Origin of the sequence: Phascolarctobacterium faecium, from assembly GCF_003945365.1 — a bacterium.
GTDB classification, from domain to species: Bacteria; Bacillota; Negativicutes; order Acidaminococcales; family Acidaminococcaceae; genus Phascolarctobacterium; species Phascolarctobacterium faecium.
Window position 1 is genome coordinate 2,218,053 of sequence record NZ_AP019004.1, and the last position, 21,515, is coordinate 2,239,567.

The window sequence follows — 21,515 nt, forward strand, 5'->3', positions numbered from 1 at the left end:
CTCCCCTGATACTGATTTATCTATATCTGCGTAAAGGACACAGAACCTCTGCATATTTACCCTTGGCATTCTGCAGAGTAATGTTAACAGCCCACATAGGCATTCCAGCATCATCCTCAGTATGCGTACACTGAAACAACCGCTTCCCGCCAATAAATTTAATGATATCTTCCAATTCCAAAAGCAGAACCAAATCCTCACGACTATAGGCATCCAGCCCCTCGTCTGAAAAAAAGACTGTCGCTACTACCAGCTCGTCCATCTGCCAGCATTCCAGGACGTAGGGCCTGCCGCCAATGATCGAGCCTTTGTAATAGCCGATATCAAGCACACCGTCAGCATCCGGTTCGTAGGGGGAAGGGATATATTCACTTCTATTGGGAACAGGGAATTTTATTGCTTGCATAATACACTCCTAGATTATTTGTATTGATTCAGAACTTTTTTACAATATTTGACAAAATCTTTTTTGACATTTGCAGGCTCCGTCACTTTAACTTTATTTCCAAAGCCGAACATCCAGCCGTAAAAAGCCTGGTCAACAACGGCAGTACCTTCGATGACACTTGTTTCTTCCTTACTTTTTTTCACTTTACTGTCAGCCAGATATTCCAGCACGACCGGCACTATTTCGTTACTGCAGCGTAATTCAACGGGACATAACAACTCAGCATCATCATATTTCTGTGCTTTCAAGTTTTCTCTCAATGTTTCGGCCTGATACATGCTGGCTAACCGAGCCAGCTTGTCTACCAGCTTCTGGGCCTTATTTTGGGTAATAGCAGAAGATTTAACCACTGCTTCTGCCAGCAGCTGCAGCTCAGACAGCGTAAAAAGCCTGCTGCCAATTCTATAAATATTGGCTCTGCTGCGTGTAGCAATAACATCCAAGCCAAAAGCCTGCAGTGTAGCGATATCGTCATACAAGCTTTTCCGTTCGGCAGGTATTTCCAGCTCTGCCAATCTTTCGATCAGCTGCTGTACTGTAAGTACATGCTTTTCGTCAGTTTCTTCAAGCAGAATCTGCTGCAGATACAGCAACTTTGCTTTTTGATTTGCTTTTTTTGACATAATCCGCACCTTCTTTTCGGAAATGCTTATAATTCCACTAAATACTATATTAGCCACAAAAACTCTTTTCCCTGCCGTAGCGGTAATTTTTTTACAAAAAAATACTCTGGCCTCAGCCAGAGTACAAAATATTCTATCCCTGCACAATATACCAGCCTTTATTTTCTCCGGCCAGCAGCAAATAGGTATCGGCATTGTCCATAAAGCCCTGTAAGGCTTTTCTCTGCACAACGACCACGTTATCTTTTACCCCTGCATAGCTTTTCAGCTCGGCATAGGGCATAACGTTTTTACTGCTCCAGCTGAAGGCTTTAGGTTTGAAGCCTTCGATCTCGTCCTGCGGCAATAATTTTACCAGTTTCTTCCCGGAATAAAATACCGCTGATGTCGGATATTCGCCATACAATCCGATTTCAGCCTTCTCAGGATACTTGTTCTGCAGCTGCAGTGCCAGCTGCTTGCCTGAACGCAGGCCGCTCAACGGCACTGCCACCGTGGGAATCAGCGCCAGATTGAAAAACAGAGCCATTGCGGCAACAGCTGCCGTCAGATATTTTTTATTACAGCTTTTAACAGCATACACCAGCCCAAGGCCTGCCAGTGCTGTCAGCAACACTAAAAATTCATCCTGTACCGGAGCTATGCCCTTAAAACGGCACCAATAAACTGCTCCGGCTAAAACAGCGTAAAATAATCCGTGGAACAGCAAATAGCCGCGGCTGAACACTCTGGAACCTTTGACCGCCAAGTAACGGCCTAACAGTAACGCTGCCGGAAACAAAAGCGGGTATGTATAAGTGATATACTTTGTAGCCATATTCTGAAAAAAAACAAACACTATAGCCGCCCAGAGCAACAGAAACACAGTTAAATCATCAGGCCGCTGCCAGCTTCCCTGTTTTCTGAATTTCTGCCACAGACACTGCGGCAGAAACCCGCTCCAGGGAAACAAAGCCAGAATATTTACAAGAGTATAATAATAAATGACATTGTCACGGGGGTGTTCGGAAACAGTAGCCCGCAGCAAGTTATGCGTTCCCAAAAAAGTTTTTGTAAAAGCATCGCCATGTAAACTGATCATGGCCAGATACCAAGGCAGCCCTATGATCAGAAACAGCAAAGTACCGCTGCAGAGCTTCATTTGTTTCAATTCCTGCCAGCTTTTAGTAACAGCCAGAAACAGAAATATGATAAGCCCCGGCAGCAAAAAACCGATTGGCCCTTTGGTCAGCGTTGCCAAAGCGGCGCCGGCATACATCACGTAATAATACTTTTTCTGCGGCGTACTGTAGCCCAAATAAAAGAAAAGCAAGACCGCGCTGAAAAAGAAAAATAAGATCGCATCAGTGATGACTGATTTGCTGATCAGGAAAAATTCAACTGATGTTAAAAGCACTAAACCACTGTAAAAAGCAGTTTTATCATCAAAAAGTTTTTTTGCGCCCCAGATAAGCAGCCCCAGACCTGCCAAACCAAAACAGGACGGAAAGAAACGGGCAGCGAATTCGGTAAAGCCGAATATTTTGAACCCCAATGCCGTCAGCCAGTAAAAAAACACCGGTTTATCAAACCAATATTGTCCGTAAATCTGCGGCGACAGCCAGTCTCCCGATACCACCATCTCCTTAGCGGTCAGCGCGTAATTTGACTCTACCGAGTCTGTGATCAGTAAAGATCCGTTAAACACAAATAATAGCAATAATGCAGCCAGCCAAAAAACAGTCCAACTTTTCCTGCTCATAAAAAACAACTCCTTGCCTTTATTTCAGCCTTATCATAAAAAATGCGGCTGAAAATAACCTGAAACAAGGAGTTGTTATTTTTAATATTGTACCGTTAATGGCAGCTTGACAATAAAGCTGCTGCCGCCATTTTTTTTACTCTCAACTTCAATCGTCCCATGATGCTGCTCAACGATCAGCTTGGCAATCGGCAATCCTAAGCCAAAACCGCCTTCAGCACGCGTCCTTGCTTTATCGACCCGGTAAAATCTTTCAAAAATCCGCTCGATATCTTGGGTATCAATGCCAATGCCTTCATCCTCGACCATGATAACAAGCTGGCGGTTTTGCCGCAGTGCACTGACTGTGACCGTCCCTCTAGCCGAATACTTGATAGCATTATCAACTAAAATCGTCAGCAGCTGTTCCAAACGCATCCGGTCGCCCCAAATGATCAAACGTTCCTGTGCCAGCCGCTGCTCCAGCTTTAAGCCCTTCTGTTCTGCCAGCATACTTAAAGTACCAAGTGTCTGCTCAAACAGCACGTTAAAATTGACCTGCTCCAGTTTAAGATCACCGGCGCCAGCGTCATTGCGGGCCAGTGACAGCAACGCTGCAACCAGATTATTCATCCGTTTTATTTCTATGCGCATTGTTTTCAGAGTATCGACAGTAAATTCACTAAAATTACTGTCCGTATCCCCTTCCATACCCTCTGCGGCTATCCCCATTACTGTAAGCGGAGTCCGCAGTTCATGTGAAGCATCGGCAACAAATTCACGCTGACGTTTAAACATTTCCCTGATCGGCTTAATACTACGCCCTGCCAGGTAATAACCGACGCCGGCTCCGCAGCAGATAAAAAACAGGCTCATCAGAACAAGCCAGAGGATCTCGCCCTTTTCTTCATAATAATAGTCGCTCAAATCCTTAAACATATATAAAGTTGCAACACTGGCATTTCCGTCCAGTATCTGATCCCTCCCAATAAGGTAGATCCACAGCCGGTCATTTGCATCGCGCAAAGTTACCCATTTTACTTTTCTGTCATGCTGCGGCCACTCACTGCGCAGTGCCAGTAATTGTTGACCAACGGGACTGCCGCTGACCTGATCGTGCAGCAGCACATCCGAACCCGGCTGCAGCATATAAGCCAATTCCCTGCCGACTTCAATAGAGTGCTTGGACACCGGCAATTCACCGCTTGCTACAAACTCCTCACCTTCATGGATGATCAGTTCGCGCATCTCCTGCTTTTCATGCGTCAGCACAGAATGACCCAACAGAATAATGCAGCCTGTAACGATCATTACTACTAGCAGGGAAAAAATACCTGTATAAATAATGGTGAGCTTTAAACGTAATTTATCAAACATCCTCTACCTCTAACATATAACCGACACCACGAACAGTCTTGATCAGGCTTTCTGCTCCGATAGACGCCAATTTCAATCGCAGCGAACGGATATGCACATCCAGATTATTTTCGGTAACATCGCCGTCTATACCCCAGACACGTTCCAAAAGCAGCTCCCTCGGCAAAATCTGCCCTGCATTGATCAATAACAGTTCCATCAGCTTAAACTCACGTGGGCGCAGCTGTATCTTCTTGTTTTTATAGCCTACAGTATAGTCTTTAACGGCTAAGGTAACACCTTTACAGACATAATCCTCCTGCTTGTAGCTGCCCTGACGGCGCACCAAGGCATGCAGCCTGGCCAACAGCTCGGCCATTTCAAACGGCTTGACCAAATAATCATCGGCGCCTTCGTTAAGGCCGGCCACCTTATCTTCCACACTGTCACGAGCTGTCAGCAGCAAAATTTTGCCCTGGTATTCTTCTGCACGCAGACGTTTACACAAAGCTATGCCATCAAGCTTCGGCATCATCCAATCCAAAATCAAAACATCATAGCCGTCACGATAACACTGCTCATAAGCAGCCTCGCCGTCTTCCACCCAGTCAGTTTTGATATTTTCCTTTTTCAGCAGATTCTGCAGTAGTCGTCCCAGATTTTTATCATCTTCAGCTAACAGTATTTTCATTGCGTTCACCTCTCTGGCAACTTATACCATACCCATATTAAAATTAGCTGAATTTGCGATAAATCCTGCAAAAAAAAAGGACGCCGCAGCGTCCTTTTTTAAAAAATTATTCGGCTGTATCTGCCGCAAGCTTTTTACCCGGCTGCAGCACAGCTACAACGGCGTAAGTCAAAATGCAGGCAAACCATTCCATATAAATAACATTCGGGAAAATACGTACTGCCGGTACAAACTGCCACAATACCAGCATGATAAAACCGACCAGCAGTGTCCAGAAACCGGCAGCCTTACAGCTGTACTGCGGGAAAAACAACGCCACAATAACAATAACACTGAAAGCAGCCGTCAGGCTGAGACCAATCATGATCGTTCCCAAAATGCTGGAAACACCCATCGCCATACCCAGCGTCAGTACGCCGGAGATCACAATGCACAGACGCATCATCGTCAGCTGCTTGGCATCTGAACATTTAGGGTTGATAAAACGTTTATAAATATCGTTGGAAAACAGAGTACCCGCTGAAAGCAGCAGGTTACAGGCAGTTGAAACATCGGCCGCCCACAAAGCAGCCAGAGTAACGCCCGCCAGTACAGGCTGCAGCCCGACAATGACCTGCGGCAAAGCCAAAGCTGCCTGAGCGTCAGGATACATGGATTTGGCACAAATACCCAGCAGTGCCGCCAAAACGCCTACCGGAAGCATGATAATACCGCCCCAGACAAAGCCTTTTCTTGCAGTAGCGGCATCTTTAGCACCCAGTGAAATCTGCAGAATACTCTGCAGCGACAAATTCACTGTAACCAAAGTAATTACCCAGCTGGCAATCGTTTTCAGCCCAACCCCTTCGGTAAAGCTGAACCAAGGGACGTTAGCGGGCAGTGTCTTGGCCAGAGTATCAATGCCGCCAACCTTATCCAGCTGGATAAAGGTAGCTACCACGATCCCAAAATAAATCAAAATAATGTTTAGAACATTTGTCAATGAAGCCGACCACATACCGCCGATAAAGGTGATACTGATAAAAGTAATCGCGCTGACCAGCATACCTGTTTTAAAATCAAAAACCTCTGGCATGATAGCATGCAGGATACTGCCGCCGGCGATATATTGCAGTGAAATAATTACCAATTGGATAACGATTTGGCAGAACACGCCCAAAATAACGGCATTCGTGCCATGATGTCGTTCGATAAGTTCAGAAATAGTAGTGATGTTTTGCTCGCGGTATTTCTTCGCCATAAAAATACCCATCACGATAGCGCCTATTGCCCAGGCAATAGTATACCAGCCGGCAGATAAACCGACCCTGAAAGCATGCTCTGAAACACCGATCGTCGAAGCCCCGCCAACAGCCAGACCGATGATCGTGACCGCGATAAGCGGCGCCGATAATCTGCGGCCTGCCAGCGCATAATTTTCCGCATTGCCTTCGCTGCGCTTTTTAGCAAACCAACTGATACCGAACAATGCTATGATGTAAAGTATCAGTATCGCTAAAGAAACTGACATAAAAATATCCCTCCCGATTTTTCGGCAATAAAAAACGCCCGCTATTGTGGACGGCCAAAGAGTAACTTTATTGTACGCAAAGTTTACATTAAAGTCAAGCAGAACTTACACAATTTCACACAAAACTGCTGTACAGGAATATAATATGCACATTTGTTTTTGTAGACAACACCTATTGCTTTTTCATATAAAAGAATCCTTGCACAATAATTTATACAGTGATATAATTAATTGTGTTTGTTTTACTGTGTCTTTGATTATAATTATTAATTTTAACAATTTATTTGTGAATATTAGAACCTAAGGGAGATGATTATCATCGGCAGGAAATCACGCAACACAGATCAGGCCTTAATTAAGGCGGGCATAGAATTAATTGCTCAGGGTAATTACGACCCGACTGTACGCGCTATTTGTACTTTAGCAAACGTTAACCAGGGTATGTTTGTTTACTACTTTGGTTTTAAAGAAGAATATATGAAAGTCCTTTTTCAAAAAATTTACGAAGATTATCTTTCCAAATTGCAGGATTATCCTGAAAAGGATGCCAAAGCCGCTATCCAGCTGCAGCAGATCTTCTACCGTATGACAAAATATTTTATCGAAAACTTCAATACGGCAAACTTTCTGACTGAAGCCTTATATCACAGCAAAGCTGCCTCCTATTTCACAAACTACCGCGTCCAGCATTTTATCTTCGTCCGCACACTTATCGAACAGGCCCAGCGTGAAGGCGATATCTGCAGCGATATGAACAGTTATGAAATCTACACGACTTTGCAGAGTATACTGATCCAGCCGATAATTATCAAAAATAATATCTTACAGCAGCATAAAAACGAACCGCTGATGGATAAACTAAAACTTATTGACGTTTCCTCAGAAAGCAGTCTGCAAAAAAGGCTGCGCGTTGCTTTTAAAGGCCTTCGCCCCTGATAAACGCCTCTGACAATATTAAAAAAAGCAGTTGACATTTTTCCAGAATCATATATAATAATATCGTTGCTTAGTAATCCAAGCAGCTTCAATGACTCCGTAGCTCAGTTGGATAGAGCGTTTGACTACGAATCAAAAGGTCGCAGGTTCGAATCCTGCCGGGGCCACCATTGCCATTGACGCATTCCTTTCCGGAATGCGTTTTTTTATTGCCTTCTGGCACCGACATGCCTGTCCGATACCAGCAACTTTCCCGCTCCCATTTTTGCTTTTCTTTAATATTTTTAATATTAAAGCTTGAAAATAATGCTATAATAAAATTAAATATCTATTTTATCCTAAAGACTGGACCGTAAATAAGCGGAGGGCATTATGTTGAATATACCTCAGGAAAAACTTACAGCAATAAAAAATTTTGCACACCAATATATCTTTAAGCTGCTTTGTCAGCAGGACATTCCCTTTATCCTCGCTCATCTCGACCCGCAGCTAATCGGTATCGGTGCCGCTGAGCACAATTATTATGATACACCACAGGCAGCCAAAGATTTTATTCTTTCACTGGAAGGGCAGATTCCCGCCTGTGAATTATTGAATGAAGAATGGACTATCCTCCCGCTGGCACAAGGCCTCTATCTTGCCCAAGGGCGTCATTATCTTACCTCCGACGAGGATCAGCAGCTGCTCGTTCAGACACATCAGCGGGCAACGATCGTCATACGCGATCTGGGCAGTGATTTCAGCTATGTCTACATCAATCTTTCCCATCCCTATCAGGAATTGCAGGGTACAGAAAACTTTCCTTTTCAGGTAGGCTCGCAGACTTATAAATATATGGAAGCAGAGCTTAACAAAGCCAAAGAACAACTGCAGCAAAAGCAGCAGCAAATGGAAGTCGTACTGCATTCTGTCAACGGCGGCGTCAAATCCAGCAATGACGACGATACCTATTCTTATGCCTATATCAGCGAAGAGCTGCCTGGTATGTTTGGTTATACTATGGAAGAATTCAAAAAATTTACCGGCAACAACGCTATGGGAATGGTCTATCCGCCGGATCTGCCCAGGGCTTTGGCTGACTGCAACGAATGTTTTAAGGACGGAAATCCTACTTACTCGACAAAATACCGCGTGCCCTGTAAAGACGGCAGCCTGAAATGGGTCATGGACAGCGGCCGTAAAACAAAAACTCCTGAGGGCAATACGATCATCAACAGTATTTATCTGGATATAACAAAAGATGAAGAAGCCCGCCAAAGCGAGCTGAATCACGAACGCCGCACCAAACAGCAGTATTATGACCTGCTTTCAAGCATCAACTCTAATTACTATTTCATATATCTTGTTAATCTTGAAGACGGTTCCGGTATCCCTCTGCGCCTGCCGGAAACAGAGTGCGCTGTTTTTACAAGCTACAGTACCAACGGCCTGTATGATATCGAACCGCTGGTGCGCAGCCATTTTCATCCTGATGACAGCGCCAAGATTCTAGAACATTTCTCTCTGTCCGGTCTGCGCAGGCAAAAAAAGGACCGTCATATCGATTTTGCCCTGGAATGCCGCAGCCGCCTTTTTGGTTCCGAATATCGCTGGACCGCCTTTAATTCGACCTTGCTGGCTCAAAGTGACGGTTATCATCAGATCATTCTTACCCTGCGCGATATCCACGAGGATAAATTGAAGGAACTGCGGGAACAGCAGGCTTTGCAGGAGGCCTTTGACGCCGCTAAAGCTGCCAATATGGCTAAAAATGAATTTCTTTCGCGTATGAGCCATGATATCCGTACCCCGATGAACGCCATTATGGGGATGACTGCCATTGCTGGTAAATATCTGGACGACAAAGACCGTATCCAGGATTGTCTTGCCAAAATAACTACTGCCAGCAATCATCTTTTGAACCTGATCAACGAAGTGCTTGATATGGCTAAAATCGAAAGCGGCAAGCTCAATCTTCTGGAGGAACATTTTTCTATCAGTGCAATGCTGCAGGAATTGCTTGATTTGATCAATCCGCAGCTTTTAGTTAAAAAACATCATTTCACTCTGACTAAGGCACCGGAACTGCGCGATAATGTTCTGGGCGATAAGCTGCGCTTGAAACAGCTGCTGCTCAATATCTTAGCCAATGCCATCAAATATACGCCTCCATATGGCAGTATTTCTTTAGAGGTACGCGAAACACACTCCCGGCTCCACGATACTATTGGCTACGAATTTATTATTACAGATAACGGCATCGGTATGGACTCTGAATTCGCCGCCAAAATTTTTGAACCATTCGCCCGTGCGTCCGATTCGCGAACCAGCGAAATAGAAGGTACAGGGCTGGGAATGACCATCGCCCTCAACATCGCCCGTATGATGAACGGCACAATCGATGTCCAAAGCACCTTAGGCAAAGGCTCGGCCTTTAAGGCTACGGTTTACCTGCGCCCGCACCAGCAAATACGCAGCAGCAAGGCTTCAGCGCCTGCCGCCGGCATCGACAGTCTGCAGGAAATAAGCTGCCGTGGCAAACAAGTCCTCCTTGTTGAAGACAATGAACTTAATCTGGAAATAGCTGTAGAACTATTAAAATATGCCGGACTGAATATCACCACCGCCAAAAACGGTCTGGAAGGGCTGGATAAATTTAAAGCCGCACCTCCCGGGACCTATGCCCTGATATTGATGGATATCCAAATGCCCGTTATGAATGGCCTGGAAGCGGCTAAAGCGATCCGCGCCCTGCCTGTTAAAGATGCCCAAACTGTGCCTATCGTCGCGATGACGGCCAACGCTTTTCCTGAAGATATTGCCGCCACCTTGCAGGCAGGAATGAATGAACATCTCAGTAAACCGATCGATTTAGAGCAGTTTCATAGCATCCTGCAAAAATGGTGTCAGTAAATTTAACAAAAGTTGTTGACAACAGCACTGCAATCAGATATAATATCATCGTTGCCCAAAGATTTAGGCAATCTCAATGACTCCGTAGCTCAGTTGGATAGAGCGTTTGACTACGAATCAAAAGGTCGCAGGTTCGAATCCTGCCGGGGCCACCAGAAATTAAAGCTCACTTCTTGCGAAGTGAGCTTTTTTGTTTGCCTATTTATTTTACAAAGGCCGCAGCGGGATCGTAAAGCTGAAAGTACTGCCTGCCCCTAAGGTACTGACAGCGCTTACTGTTCCTCCATGACTTTCGACCATCCATTTCACCATCGCCAGCCCTAAACCGGTACCGCTGTCGTCACCACTGCTGCGGGCGGTATTGACTCTGTAAAAACGTTTCCAGATTTTTGGCAGCTCGGCTGCGCTGATCCCAATGCCATCATCGCGAACAGTACCGACCGCATTTTTACCGTCACTCTTTAAAGTAAGCCAGATCTGCCCCTGCTGCCTGCCATACTTTACCGCATTAGTCAGCAGGTTAAGCCAGATACGCATCATCAGAGTCTGATCAGCTTTAACTAAGATTCCCGGTTCGATCTCTGCCGTCAGCGTGACCGCTTTGGATTCTGCCAGCCCCTGGGCTTCCTCTGCCACCATCTCGGTCAGTTCGCTTAAATCAAATTCTTCCAAATGCAGGCTTTCTTTATGCCTGTCCGCCCGAGACAGCTGCAACAGCTGATTGACCAGCTTCGACATTTTCCCGGCCTGCTGCAGCACTCCCTGCAGTGCCTGCTGCTTGCTTTCCAGATCAGGCGACTGTAAACCACATTCAGCCTGCGCGATGATCACCGAGGTCGGTGTTCGCAATTCGTGGGAAGCATCGTCGGTAAACTGTCGCTCGGCTTCAAAAGCATCCTCAAGTCTGGCAAACATCCCGTCAAAGGTTTTCGCCAGCGTATCGATCTCATCATCAGCGCCTTCCAGTTCGATCCTTTTGGACAGATCACTGCCGCTGCTGATCTGCGCGGCTGCTTCCGTGATCCGTGTTACCGGACGAAAAGCCTTTTTAGTGATCCAGTAGCCGCCCAGGGCAGCCAGTAGGATCAGCAGCGGAAAAAACAATGCGCACTGCCGCAAAATCTTATCCCGTTCCGCATATGCAGAACTAAGCGGTACCGTTCCACGTACCCAGTAAAAATTATCAGCATGACGCGGTTTAAAATAAAAGTCATATACAAACCAGTTTTGCTGGTCACTTCCGGCCTTCTGCAGCAGCTCGTCTGCAAAGGGTGTTTCCGGCAGACCGCTGGCCACAAGGCCCGTGATCATCTGACCATTCTCGTGATATACAGCAAGCCTGACCCCGTCCTTTAAAAAATCCAGTTTCTCCAGACGCAGACGGCCATTGCTGTCGATCTTCAGTTCTTCGGCAAAATCATATACCTCTTCTTCCAGCTTGTTCTGTACACCCAACAGCAACACCTTGTCTGTTGCCAGCAAAACAGCCGTAAAAATAGCACTCAAAATTATCACGATCAACCCTGTATACCACAGGGTTATTTTCATTTTAACAGACAGCTTTTTCATAAAGTCTCCTTCAGCACATAGCCGGCGCCGCGCACTGTCTGGATAAGTTTTTTCTCAAACCCGTCATCTACTTTTTTCCGCAGATAGCGGATATATACGTCGACTACATTGGAACCGCCCTCAAAATCATAGTCCCAAACATGGTTTTCGATTGTTTCGCGTGCTAAGACTACGCCCTGATTGCGCAGCAAATACTCCAGAACAGCAAATTCTTTAGCGGAAAGCTGCAATTCGCGCCCGTCTCTGCTGACGCGGCGGCTGTTCAGATCCATTTCCAGACCACCGCACTGCAGCACGTTCGACACCTGTCCATTGCTGCGGCGCAGCAGCACCCGTAAACGCGCCACCAACTCATCAAAAGCAAATGGTTTGACTAAATAATCATCAGCCCCCAGATCAAGACCGGCGACGCGGTCTTCAACACTGCCCCGCGCCGTCAGCAGCAATACCGGCGTTTTATCGCCGGCAGCACGCATTTTTTTCAGTACCGACAGCCCATCGACTCCGGGCAGCATAATATCTAAAATAACGGCATCATAGGCTGTAAGCTGTAAATAATCAAGAGCTTCCAGACCATCGCCGCAGGCATCGACGCTGTAACCGCTTCCCTGCAGCTGCTTTTTCAGCACCTCACGCAGGTCAGGCTCATCTTCCACAAATAAAAGTCTCATAGCCGCAACCTCCTCAATTATTTTTATTATAGCACAAGCCTAAGGCTGTTTCCCTGCCAACAGTCAAATACTGCACAGCGCCCGGCCAGCCGCCTTTTTAAAATACAGGCTCCAACATATCAGCAGCAGGCCGCAGCCGATCATGATCGACTCTATCCTGACAAGATCGCTCAGCGGTCCGAAGCCAAGAATAGCAATCGGCATCATCCCCTGCGAAACAAACTGCAGCAATGCAAAAACACGCCCCATATAACCCTTTTCCGTATTAGTCTGGATCAAAACTGTCTCAGACGCTATCAGTACCGGTACAAACATCCCGCAGATGCAATCAAAGATCAGATACACCCAAAAGACCCGCGACAGTCCCATCAGCGCAAAGGTGCAGCCAAACACTGCCAACGAGACCGCTATCATCGTAATCTTGTTTTTGAACTCGCCTTTCCAGGCGACAAACGCGCCGCCCAAAAGAGCGCCCAGCGACCACAGCATTTCATTGGCCGTCAGTTTCCAAACTTCACTGCCGAAGCTCCTTACTACCATCAGCGGTGACAAAAACGCCGCCGGAGTGATCAGAACAAAAGTTACCGCATAGCAGACCAGCATTACTCTTAACAGCGGCTGTGACCAGGTGTAACGTACACCTTCCCTCAGTTCCTTCAGTACCGAACTATCAGATCTGTCCGCTGCTCTTGTTACTATTTTCAGCCTGAACATGATGGCAATGGCAATAACTGCCGTCAGCAGATCTACTAAAAAAGTCCACTGCATCCCAAACATACCCAAAATAGCGCCGCCGGCTGCCGGAGAAAGCAACAGCAGCACATTATTCGCCATCTGGTTGATACCGTTGATCCGGAGCAGATGCTCCCGCGGCACAATCTCCGGATAGAGCGCGTTGACTGCCGGAGCCTGAAACCCGCCGCCGACAGAACGCAGACAGGCGATAAAGATCAAAAAGCTTAAATTTGCAAAACCATAATGAAAAGCCACAAAAGCCAGAAGTGTCGCCAAAGCAGTAAAACCGTCCGCCAGCATGATGATCGTTTTTTTATTATATCTGTCCGCAAATACTCCCGCCCACAATGAAACCAGCACCTGAGGAATCAGCGTTGCCAGCGTCGACAGCGTTATCCAGAATCCGGACTCAGTCGTTACGGTAATATACCAGACGATCGAAAAGCCCACTACTGACGAACCGAACATCGACAGATTCTGGCTGATCAGGAATAAGGCGATCTGTTTTTTCCAGTTTTTATTTTCTTTCATAAAAAGACCTTGTCTTTCCTATTTTTCAATAAGCCTTCTACTAGAATTTTACAATAAAAAAGCAAATTAACGAATAAGTTTTTAAAATAAATTTTTATTAAATTTTCTTTTAATCTTCTTTTAATCTTTCCGCGTTATAATAAAGACAAAGAAAACGCCGAATAAAGAAAACGGCGCAAGGAGGTAAAAAACATGACTAGAAAAATCCTGGCGATCATCGCCGCCGCAATCTGTACATTAGCAATCACAGCAACCGCTTTTGCCGCTGAGTTCATCAACGCCGATCAGGCACGCAGCATCGCTGCACAATGGGTACCTGCCGGCAGCACTCATCTGATAACTAAAGACGAAAGCCACAAATACGCAGCTTATTACGAAGTAAAATTCTACGACAACGCTACCAACACCGAATATGAAGTTGAAGTGCTCAAAAACGGCGGCGCTGTAAAAGAATTCAAAATGGATTCCCAAACAGTTCTCGGCAGCCCCAGAGTAGTACTATCTGCCGCTGATGTCCAGGACCTCGTTCGCAAAGAATTCCCCAACGCAACCTTCACTAAAGTAAAACTTGACAGCGACGACGGCCTTTATGAATATGAGTTGAAATTCTATACACCCGAATTACGCGGCGAAATGAAATTCAACCCTGAAAACGGCGCTCTGATGGAAAAAGAACTTAAATACCAAGTTCGCTGAGCCATCCCCCCAAAATGCACTGTAAATGTGCCGATTGCTCACGCAACAAAGCCACTGCCGCACTGTGATAAGTGTGACAGTGGCTTTGTCTTTTTTATTATTAAGAAATCAAAAATGATAAGCCAAGTCAAGCCGGGCCCCGATCTCCCGTCCACCATTAGACCAGTCCCCGCTAAGGCTGCCGCCAGCCGACCATTTTCGGCTGAAATCATGCCTGACATAAGCCGCCGCCACAAAATGGTTCCTGCCCTCTCCCCAACTGCGTACCGGCAGCAGGGACCCGCATTCATCTTCAGCAAAGCAGACTTCCATAAGCTGCCGCTCGCCAGTCAGGATACGCTTATAACCCAGGCGAATGCCATAACCGCCCGTACCCTCACTGCGGTCAAAGGATAAGCCCAGCTCCCCTTCGGCATAATTATCACTATAACTGCCAAAACTGCGGTCAAAAACACCTGCACCATGCTCTCTAAAGGCCTTCTGCCTATAATGGGTAAAATTGATCCTGGCATAAGGACTGACATGCCACAATTCTTCCGGCTTTCCATAATCCAGATCATAGGCATACTCAACGCCTATCCCCAACGTTTTACTGTCATAGCCGCTTTCAGCGGTCTGCCCCAGTACCGGCAGATACGCGGTACCCTTATTGGCCTGTAAACCATAGCTGACAAAGCCTGTTATACTGCCGGGTTTGTTTTTATTTCCAGCATATAAGCCCAATGAATAACTGTCATATTCGCCACTTCCCGCAGCTCCGCTGACAGTATTGCTGCCGTAATCAAACAACAGACCATAATATCCATGTTCATCGGAAAGAAAATCCTTGCCAATGGTCAAATTATAGCCGTGCCCATTTACGCCGCCAATGCGTCCCCAGCGCTTGTTATTCAGCATCCACAATCCGTCCTGCCGCGCCAATGCCGGCTGCTCATATACCGCTCTCATTACAGAGCCGTTTTTCATGGCATCATGGGCCAGATCCAGCAGCATCCCATTTTCTATTTGCGAAAAAGCGGCTGCAGCATTAGTTTTATCCAGGGCATACAGCCTGTACATCTGTTTTTGCCGGTCACTATCCAGCGAAAAATACATATTATTCAAAGCAGCAAAGGTAGCGCTGTTGCCGCCGGTATTATTACTGACAAAAGTAGTAAGCTTGCCCTCTTTATTATCGACTACTATTTGGGCATCCAGCATCCCGGAAAACTCCTGTTCTGTACTGCTCCCTGAAACTATGCTATTCGCAGTAATAAATATGCCGCTGACTTCGGGGGCAGCACTATTAGCCGCTTTAACCTCCATCCGGTCGATATGGGCATCGCCGTCTACATTAAGACAATTATATTTTTTACCGTCTGTATTGAGCAATATCGTACCACTGCCGTTGAAGCCGCCCCTAACTTGCATATTTTCGATGCTTCCATAACTGCCGGCCTGCACTCTGCCATCGTTATACAAGCTGCCATTGACCGTGCCTTTGCCTGTAATCGTACCACTGCCTGTACTATAAGCATCGCCGGCCACAGAACCGTCTATTTGCAGCGTGCCCTGTACTGCGATAGAACTGCCCTGATAGGTATTGCTGCCGGTCAGATTCAGAATACCCTCCCCCTGTTTTATCAGCCCGGCGTGCAATCCTACCAGTTCGGTGTCTGCAATTTGCTTGTTGAAATCTGTGATATATCGCTCAACCATATAACTGTTGTTGTCTTTAACACCTTCGGGATTTTTCAGCCAGTTGGTTTGATAGTACAGCCAGCGATCGTACAGATCTTTGACATCGCTGTCAGCTCCTGTTGAATCAGCAGATTTTCCTGAACCGAGCGGATCAGCGGCAATATAACCTGCGCGTATTTCTTTGATATCATTACTCCAGACAGAATCATAGCCCTGAGTATTCACGCTGTATAAGGCCTGCTTTTCAGCTTTTCCACGTACCGTATAAGCATCGCTGATATCGCCGGCACTCAGCCGCCTGACATTGATCGCCCCAAGTCCTCCAACAGCTTTCCCGGCATCAACTATGCCCTGTCCGAACAGTGCCTCCACCGGTACATCTTTAAAAACATCAATTTCCACATTTGCATCCAGTTCACTGTGCAGCTTTTTTTTACCATCTGTTTTATCATCTGATAATTTTATACCATAAAATCCCCAAAAAAGATCTTCGTTTTTTTTGTAGGCTGTATCTAATGCTTCAGCAATATCCGGCGCGGCTCCACCAGGAGGAACAAAAATATTTATTTTGAGCTCTGACTTATTATCTCCTTCTCCTGGATCCTCCTGTACATTTATGAAAAAACCATCCGTCGCCACAATCTGATTATTTGCCGTGCTCAACAGCACATCCCCTATCTGTTTGCCGCCAAGATAGGGAAACGCCTGCTGGACTAAAGCTCCCACACCTGTTACCAGCGGAGCGGCCTGAGACGTACCATACCTAATCACATCCATTTGACCAGCAGCCGCAAAGTCAGCATTAGCGGAAACAATCGCAACACCCGGTGCGTTTAAAACACAGTCCTCTCTATATTGAGCCAGATCAGAGAAAATTGCGATAGCGTTGCAGTCTGCGTCAAAACCGCCCGTCTTATTACGGTGCAGCGCCGCAGCATCGCCTGCGGTAACAGTAATAAAATTGTTGCTCAGGCTTCGGTCAAAAACAGGGCTGGTATTTTCTATACTCGCCATAGTGTGACCGTTGTTGCCAGCAGCCCATACTAAAAGCTTATCATGGGCAACCGCTTCTCTGAACTGTATGGTATTATTATAAAGATAATCCTGCCATTCCGGGTTGCCTGTAGGAGTAAGAACGCCACTCTGCACCAGCTCATAAGCCTGATTATCATCGATGTTCGTCAAATAGCACCCAGTTCCCCAGGAATTATTGATAACCTTGATTTCCGGATGCTGCACATAATAAACATAAAGGTCCTTGCGGCTCTCAAACGAACCGTCACTGTAATAAATCCTACCGGCAGTAGAGCCCTTGATCTCGGCATCAAAAGCAATGCCATGCATACCCAGGCCATTTTTAGATGCGGCCACGACACCAGCCACATGAGTACCATGAGTAAAATTCGCCCAATTATATACTCCGGCACCAGCAACATTGATCATCTCAGAATTTTGTTTTAAATCAAATTCAGGAACCAAAAAATTAATAGGATCATCACAGACACCCACAATAACGCCTTTTCCTGTATAGCCATTGGCATAAGCCGACGCCGCATTCACTGCATCCAGCACATTATAGCCCATCTCATTATATTCAGCTGTTTTAAAACTGTCGGCACTTTGCGCGTTGGCAATGCTGCTGCTCATAAGCATCAGCATTGCCAAACTGTTTAAAGACCTTTTCCAGGGCATTTTAGCTCAGCTCCTTAGTGACCTGACTGCCATACATATACGAAGTCTGATCCCCGCTCCGCTTTGATCATGGCACCAAAATAATTACAAAGACTGTCTTTTGGTGAACAAAAATAAAAGCCACTATGTTATTACATAGCGAACGATATTTTTAAGCAAAAAAAATGTTCTATATATAATATTATAACATATATTATATATAGAACATAAATCCTTCATAAATAAAAAATTAGTTTTTCTGCCTTTATTCTTTTGTCAGCAGGTCCAGCTCAGCCTCGCTCAAACCGCAGCCGCGCAGAACTGCTTCCGTATCCTCACCCAGTCTGGGAGCACGTTTTTGCAGCGTTCCCGGCGTTGCCGACATTTTCATGGCAAAGCCCAGCTGCTTATAAGTGCCGATCTCTTCATCTTCGACCGTCAGCACCATTGCATTAGCACGGGTCTGCTCCGCAGCCAAAGCTTCGTCAAAATTCAGCACCGGCGTTACGCAGGTGTCCTTCCCCTTCAAACAAGCCGTCCACTCATGCATGGTTTTAGTCCTGAAAATCTCGGTCAGCTCGTCCTTAACGCGCTCATGCTGCGATTCATCATCCAGAGCATCGATAAGGTCGGCGCGGTCTAAGGCCAGGCAAAGGTTGCTCCAGAATTTTTTCTCCAGGCACCCTACCGAAACATAACGGCCGTCCCGCGTTTCGTAAATATTATAGTTGGCATATGCACCGGTCAGCCAGTTATTGCCGCGTTCGGCAACGAAACCGCTGCCGAAATATAAACTGGCAGCGCCCGGCATCAGGGTCAGCGCCGTATTATACAGCGAGATGTCTATTTCCTGTCCGATCCCGGTCTGCTCAGCATGGCGCACAGCCATCAGGATACTCATGCCCGCCATCAGCGCCGCATTCATATCCGCCATCAGAATACCAGGTATCGCCGGCCTGCCTCCTGGTTCGCCGCTCATCGACGTGATGCCCGCCAGGCTCACATAGCCGATATCGTGGTCAGCCTGGTCGACCAATGGTCCCCGCTTGCCATAGCCTGTGATCGCGCAATAAACTATTTTCGGATTCAGCCTGCTCACGGTCTCATAATCAATACCTAAACGCTTTAAAACGCCGGGTCGATAGCTTTCCAAGACTACGTCCGCCGTCTGCGCCAATTTTAAAAAGGCCGCTCTGCCGGCGTCGCTTTTTAAATCCAGCACAACGCTTTTTTTATTGCGGTTCAGCTGCAAATGCCAGTACCCGAACCCGTTTTGAAATGGCGGGAAGCTGCGCGAATAATCGCCGCGCCCCGGTTCTTCGATTTTTATTACTTCCGCTCCGAAGTCCGCCAAAAGCATACTGCAATACGGTCCCGGCAAAAGCCGCGACAAATCCAGAACCCTGATACCGTCAAGTGCACCCACGTCGACACCGCCTTCTTTATAATCTTCTAACAACATTATACCACAAGGAATCTGCTGGCAAACGCTCTGCTTTAATTAAGCTCACAGCAATATTATAAAACAAATACATAATAACACAGATATTTTACATTTTCAGGCGCTGCTCCATTTGACAGCAGCCCCCGCTTTAGTTACAATGGAAGATAAGCATTAAGTAAAAAAATCTTTGGAGGTAGAATAAAAAATGAACAAAACTTTAATGATTATTATCGCCGTCGTTGTTATTTTCGCCGGCATTATTATGAGCGGCTACAACAGCCTTGTTTCCATGAATGAAAACGTCAACGGCAAATGGTCGCAGGTCGAAAACCAGCTCCAGCGCCGTAACGACCTGATCCCCAATCTGGTCAATACCGTTAAAGGCTACGCTGCCCACGAAAGCGACGTTTTTAAAGCTGTATCCGATGCCCGCGCTAAATTAGGCGGCGCCAAGACGGTTGCCGAAACCAGCCAGGCCAACGGCGAATTGAGCAGCGCTCTTTCCCGCCTGCTGATGATCGCAGAAAACTATCCTGACCTGAAAGCCAACACCAACTTCCTGCAGCTGCAGGACGAGCTGGCCGGTACGGAAAACCGCATTGCCGTAGCCCGTATGGATTACAACGGCGCAGTTCAGGGCTTCAACGCCAAGATCAAATCCTTCCCGACTGTTCTTTATGCCGGTATGTTAGGTTTTGACGCCCGTGATTACTTTAAAGCAGACGAAAGCGCAAAAACTGTTCCGCAAGTACAATTTTAACCGATAACGGAGCTCACTGATTATGAAACGTTGGCTCGTCCTTTTGATGCTTCTGATCCAGGCGGTCTTTGCCGTCGGGGCAGAAGCGGCGATCCAGGTACCACCTAAGCCAAGCGTGTCCTCCGGCATCTACGTGCAGGACTATGCCGGTGTTTTATCACCACAGACCCGTCAGGCCCTTAATGCCATCGGACAGGATCTGGATAATAAAACCACCGCACAGGTCGCCGTAGTTACGGTAAAAACACTTGACGGCCAGCCCATTGACGAATATGGACTGACACTGCTGCGGCAATGGGGACTTGGTAATAAAGAAAAGAATAACGGCGCGCTGATCTTAGTAGCTGTCGATGACAGACAATCGCGGATCGAAGTCGGTTACGGTTTGGAAGGCGTTCTGCCCGACGGCCTGACGGGACGGATCCAGGACCAGCAGATGCTGCCCTACTTTAAACAGGGCCAGTACGAAAAAGGCATCGTGCAGGGCTATCTGACTGTCGCAACTACCGTAGCCAAAAGTTATGATGTCAAGCTGGAAGGTGTGCGTTATAACGGCGGCGCCCAGCAGGGCACAGGCGATACGCCGATGCCTGGCTGGATGAAGGCACTGATCGCAGTCGGCCTGATCGTACTCGTCATCGTTGACCATATGTTCTTCGGCGGCATCATCACTCAGTTCATCCTGCTCGCACTTTTGCGCGGCGGAGGACGCGGAGGCGGTGGCGGCGGTTTCGGAGGAGGCTCCGGCGGCGGCGGCGGTTCCAGCAGGCGCTGGTAAAACAAAAATAAAGGACTATCTCATCGAGATAGTCCTTTTCTTTATGCTTATTTTACTTCATCATACAGCATCCTGATGCAGGCATCGACCAGAGCCCCGATACTGGAAACCTCTCTGTCCAGCGGCAGGCCGGAAGCCGCGTATCCTAACGGCAGCTCGGTACAGGCCGTCATCACCGGAAGGTCACGCTCGCGCCACAGTTCTTCTACGAGAGCTTTAGTCACAGCGCCTGCCCGGTCAAGCTCGCCGGCTTTGACATAAAAGATAGCCTGCTGCGCTTTTTCAGCCTGCTCCTCATTGGGCAGATATAAGGTATAACCGTGTTTATCGGCATATTTCTGATACAGACCGCTGGCGCGCGTACCATGCGTCGACAGCATCCAGGCACCTTCAGGATTGAGCCGCTGGGCCGCCAGGACAGTTTCTTCGATGATATGCACTAACGGCTGCGGCAGAGCAGCTTTAAAATCATCAATAAAATAATGGGCCGTATTGCAGGGCACCGCCAGTACCTCTGCCCCCATATCGCACAGCTGGCGCAGCCGCGCTTCCAGAACCGGCGCCGGACTTTCGCCTTTGCCGAAGATCGCTGTGCTGCGGTCAGGTATCTCACAATCCCCGATCATATATACCACAGGGTGCTCCTGATCTGTTGCCGCAGGACACTTTGCCGCCAGCTGCCGCAGGAACTCTGCCGCCGCCGCAGGCCCCATTCCTCCCAGCACACCCAGTTTTTTACCATTTTTCTTATACTTGGTCACCTTGATCCCTCCACCAGCAAGAACTGTTTTTATTCGTTTATTT

The 21,515-nt window shown here is 47.1% G+C and carries 17 protein-coding genes and 2 tRNA genes; 7 read left to right on the plus strand and 12 right to left on the minus strand.

The features are described 5' to 3' along the window. Positions 1-16: 16 nt before the first annotated feature. The 6 genes from PFJ30894_RS10695 to PFJ30894_RS10720 form a co-directional block, all read right to left on the minus strand. A complete protein-coding gene (locus PFJ30894_RS10695; RefSeq protein WP_021717990.1) occupies positions 17-406 on the minus strand; it encodes a hypothetical protein in 390 nt (129 codons plus the stop codon). A 14-nt stretch (positions 407-420) separates the two neighbouring features. After that, positions 421-1,071 (minus strand): WCX domain-containing protein, encoded by a 651-nt coding sequence (locus tag PFJ30894_RS10700; RefSeq protein ID WP_167457068.1) that lies wholly within the window; start codon positions 1,069-1,071, stop codon positions 421-423. Positions 1,072-1,204: 133 nt separating this feature from the next. Beyond that, positions 1,205-2,812 carry an ArnT family glycosyltransferase gene (locus tag PFJ30894_RS10705; protein ID WP_113077794.1) on the minus strand — a complete coding sequence of 536 codons (1,608 nt, stop codon included), beginning with the start codon at positions 2,810-2,812 and terminating at the stop codon, positions 1,205-1,207. 81 nt (positions 2,813-2,893) lie between these two features. Then, positions 2,894-4,168, minus strand: coding sequence for a sensor histidine kinase (locus PFJ30894_RS10710; protein ID WP_125669801.1), 1,275 nt, complete (start codon positions 4,166-4,168; stop codon positions 2,894-2,896). Further along, entirely contained in the window at positions 4,161-4,838 is a 678-nt protein-coding gene (locus tag PFJ30894_RS10715; protein ID WP_021717994.1) for a response regulator transcription factor, read from the minus strand. The genes PFJ30894_RS10710 and PFJ30894_RS10715 overlap by 8 nt, the downstream gene beginning before the upstream one ends. 106 nt (positions 4,839-4,944) lie before the next feature. Next, complete coding sequence (locus PFJ30894_RS10720; RefSeq protein ID WP_021717995.1) at positions 4,945-6,348, minus strand: sodium:solute symporter family protein; 1,404 nt, start codon at positions 6,346-6,348, stop codon at positions 4,945-4,947. Between the two features lie 309 nt (positions 6,349-6,657). Here PFJ30894_RS10720 and PFJ30894_RS10725 point away from each other — a divergent pair, with 309 nt between their 5' ends. The 4 genes from PFJ30894_RS10725 (at position 6,658) to PFJ30894_RS10740 (ending at position 10,331) form a co-directional block, all read left to right on the plus strand. Beyond that, a complete protein-coding gene (locus PFJ30894_RS10725) occupies positions 6,658-7,284 on the plus strand; it encodes a TetR/AcrR family transcriptional regulator (RefSeq protein WP_113077791.1) in 627 nt (208 codons plus the stop codon). 93 nt (positions 7,285-7,377) lie between these two features. Beyond that, positions 7,378-7,454 (plus strand) — tRNA-Arg (locus tag PFJ30894_RS10730). A 202-nt stretch (positions 7,455-7,656) separates the two neighbouring features. Next, positions 7,657-10,176, plus strand: a complete 2,520-nt coding sequence (locus tag PFJ30894_RS10735; RefSeq protein ID WP_125669802.1) for a hybrid sensor histidine kinase/response regulator — start codon at positions 7,657-7,659, stop codon at positions 10,174-10,176. Between the two features lie 78 nt (positions 10,177-10,254). Then, positions 10,255-10,331 (plus strand) — tRNA-Arg (locus PFJ30894_RS10740). Positions 10,332-10,383: 52 nt separating this feature from the next. On the opposite strand, the gene PFJ30894_RS10745 is transcribed toward PFJ30894_RS10740, so the two are convergent. The 3 genes from PFJ30894_RS10745 to PFJ30894_RS10755 all read right to left on the minus strand — a co-directional run bounded on the left by PFJ30894_RS10745 (position 10,384) and on the right by PFJ30894_RS10755 (position 13,682). Beyond that, entirely contained in the window at positions 10,384-11,745 is a 1,362-nt protein-coding gene (locus PFJ30894_RS10745) for a HAMP domain-containing sensor histidine kinase (RefSeq protein ID WP_125669803.1), read from the minus strand. Further along, positions 11,742-12,416, minus strand: coding sequence for a response regulator transcription factor (locus PFJ30894_RS10750; protein WP_125669804.1), 675 nt, complete (start codon positions 12,414-12,416; stop codon positions 11,742-11,744). Before PFJ30894_RS10750 ends, PFJ30894_RS10745 begins: the two co-directional genes overlap by 4 nt. Positions 12,417-12,479: 63 nt before the next feature. Next, complete coding sequence (locus PFJ30894_RS10755; RefSeq protein ID WP_021718000.1) at positions 12,480-13,682, minus strand: MFS transporter; 1,203 nt, start codon at positions 13,680-13,682, stop codon at positions 12,480-12,482. 192 nt (positions 13,683-13,874) lie between these two features. On the opposite strand from PFJ30894_RS10755, the gene PFJ30894_RS10760 reads away from it, so the two are divergent. Beyond that, entirely contained in the window at positions 13,875-14,378 is a 504-nt protein-coding gene (locus PFJ30894_RS10760) for a PepSY domain-containing protein (protein ID WP_125669805.1), read from the plus strand. A gap of 108 nt (positions 14,379-14,486) precedes the next feature. Here PFJ30894_RS10760 and PFJ30894_RS10765 read toward each other — a convergent pair whose 3' ends face one another. Both PFJ30894_RS10765 and PFJ30894_RS10770 read right to left on the minus strand, forming a co-directional pair. Beyond that, positions 14,487-17,750: a S8 family serine peptidase gene (locus PFJ30894_RS10765; protein ID WP_125669806.1), complete on the minus strand. Its 3,264-nt coding sequence runs from the start codon at positions 17,748-17,750 to the stop codon at positions 14,487-14,489. Between the two features lie 244 nt (positions 17,751-17,994). Then, positions 17,995-19,191, minus strand: a complete 1,197-nt coding sequence (locus tag PFJ30894_RS10770) for a CaiB/BaiF CoA transferase family protein (protein WP_125669807.1) — start codon at positions 19,189-19,191, stop codon at positions 17,995-17,997. Positions 19,192-19,378: 187 nt separating this feature from the next. Here PFJ30894_RS10770 and PFJ30894_RS10775 point away from each other — a divergent pair, with 187 nt between their 5' ends. Together PFJ30894_RS10775 and PFJ30894_RS10780 are read left to right on the plus strand one after the other, a co-directional pair. Continuing rightward, a complete protein-coding gene (locus PFJ30894_RS10775; protein ID WP_125669808.1) occupies positions 19,379-19,933 on the plus strand; it encodes a LemA family protein in 555 nt (184 codons plus the stop codon). Positions 19,934-19,955: 22 nt separating this feature from the next. Beyond that, positions 19,956-20,711, plus strand: a complete 756-nt coding sequence (locus tag PFJ30894_RS10780) for a TPM domain-containing protein (protein WP_016412024.1) — start codon at positions 19,956-19,958, stop codon at positions 20,709-20,711. Between the two features lie 47 nt (positions 20,712-20,758). On the opposite strand, the gene PFJ30894_RS10785 is transcribed toward PFJ30894_RS10780, so the two are convergent. Then, positions 20,759-21,472, minus strand: coding sequence for an aspartate/glutamate racemase family protein (locus tag PFJ30894_RS10785; protein ID WP_016412025.1), 714 nt, complete (start codon positions 21,470-21,472; stop codon positions 20,759-20,761). Positions 21,473-21,515 lie beyond the last annotated feature (43 nt).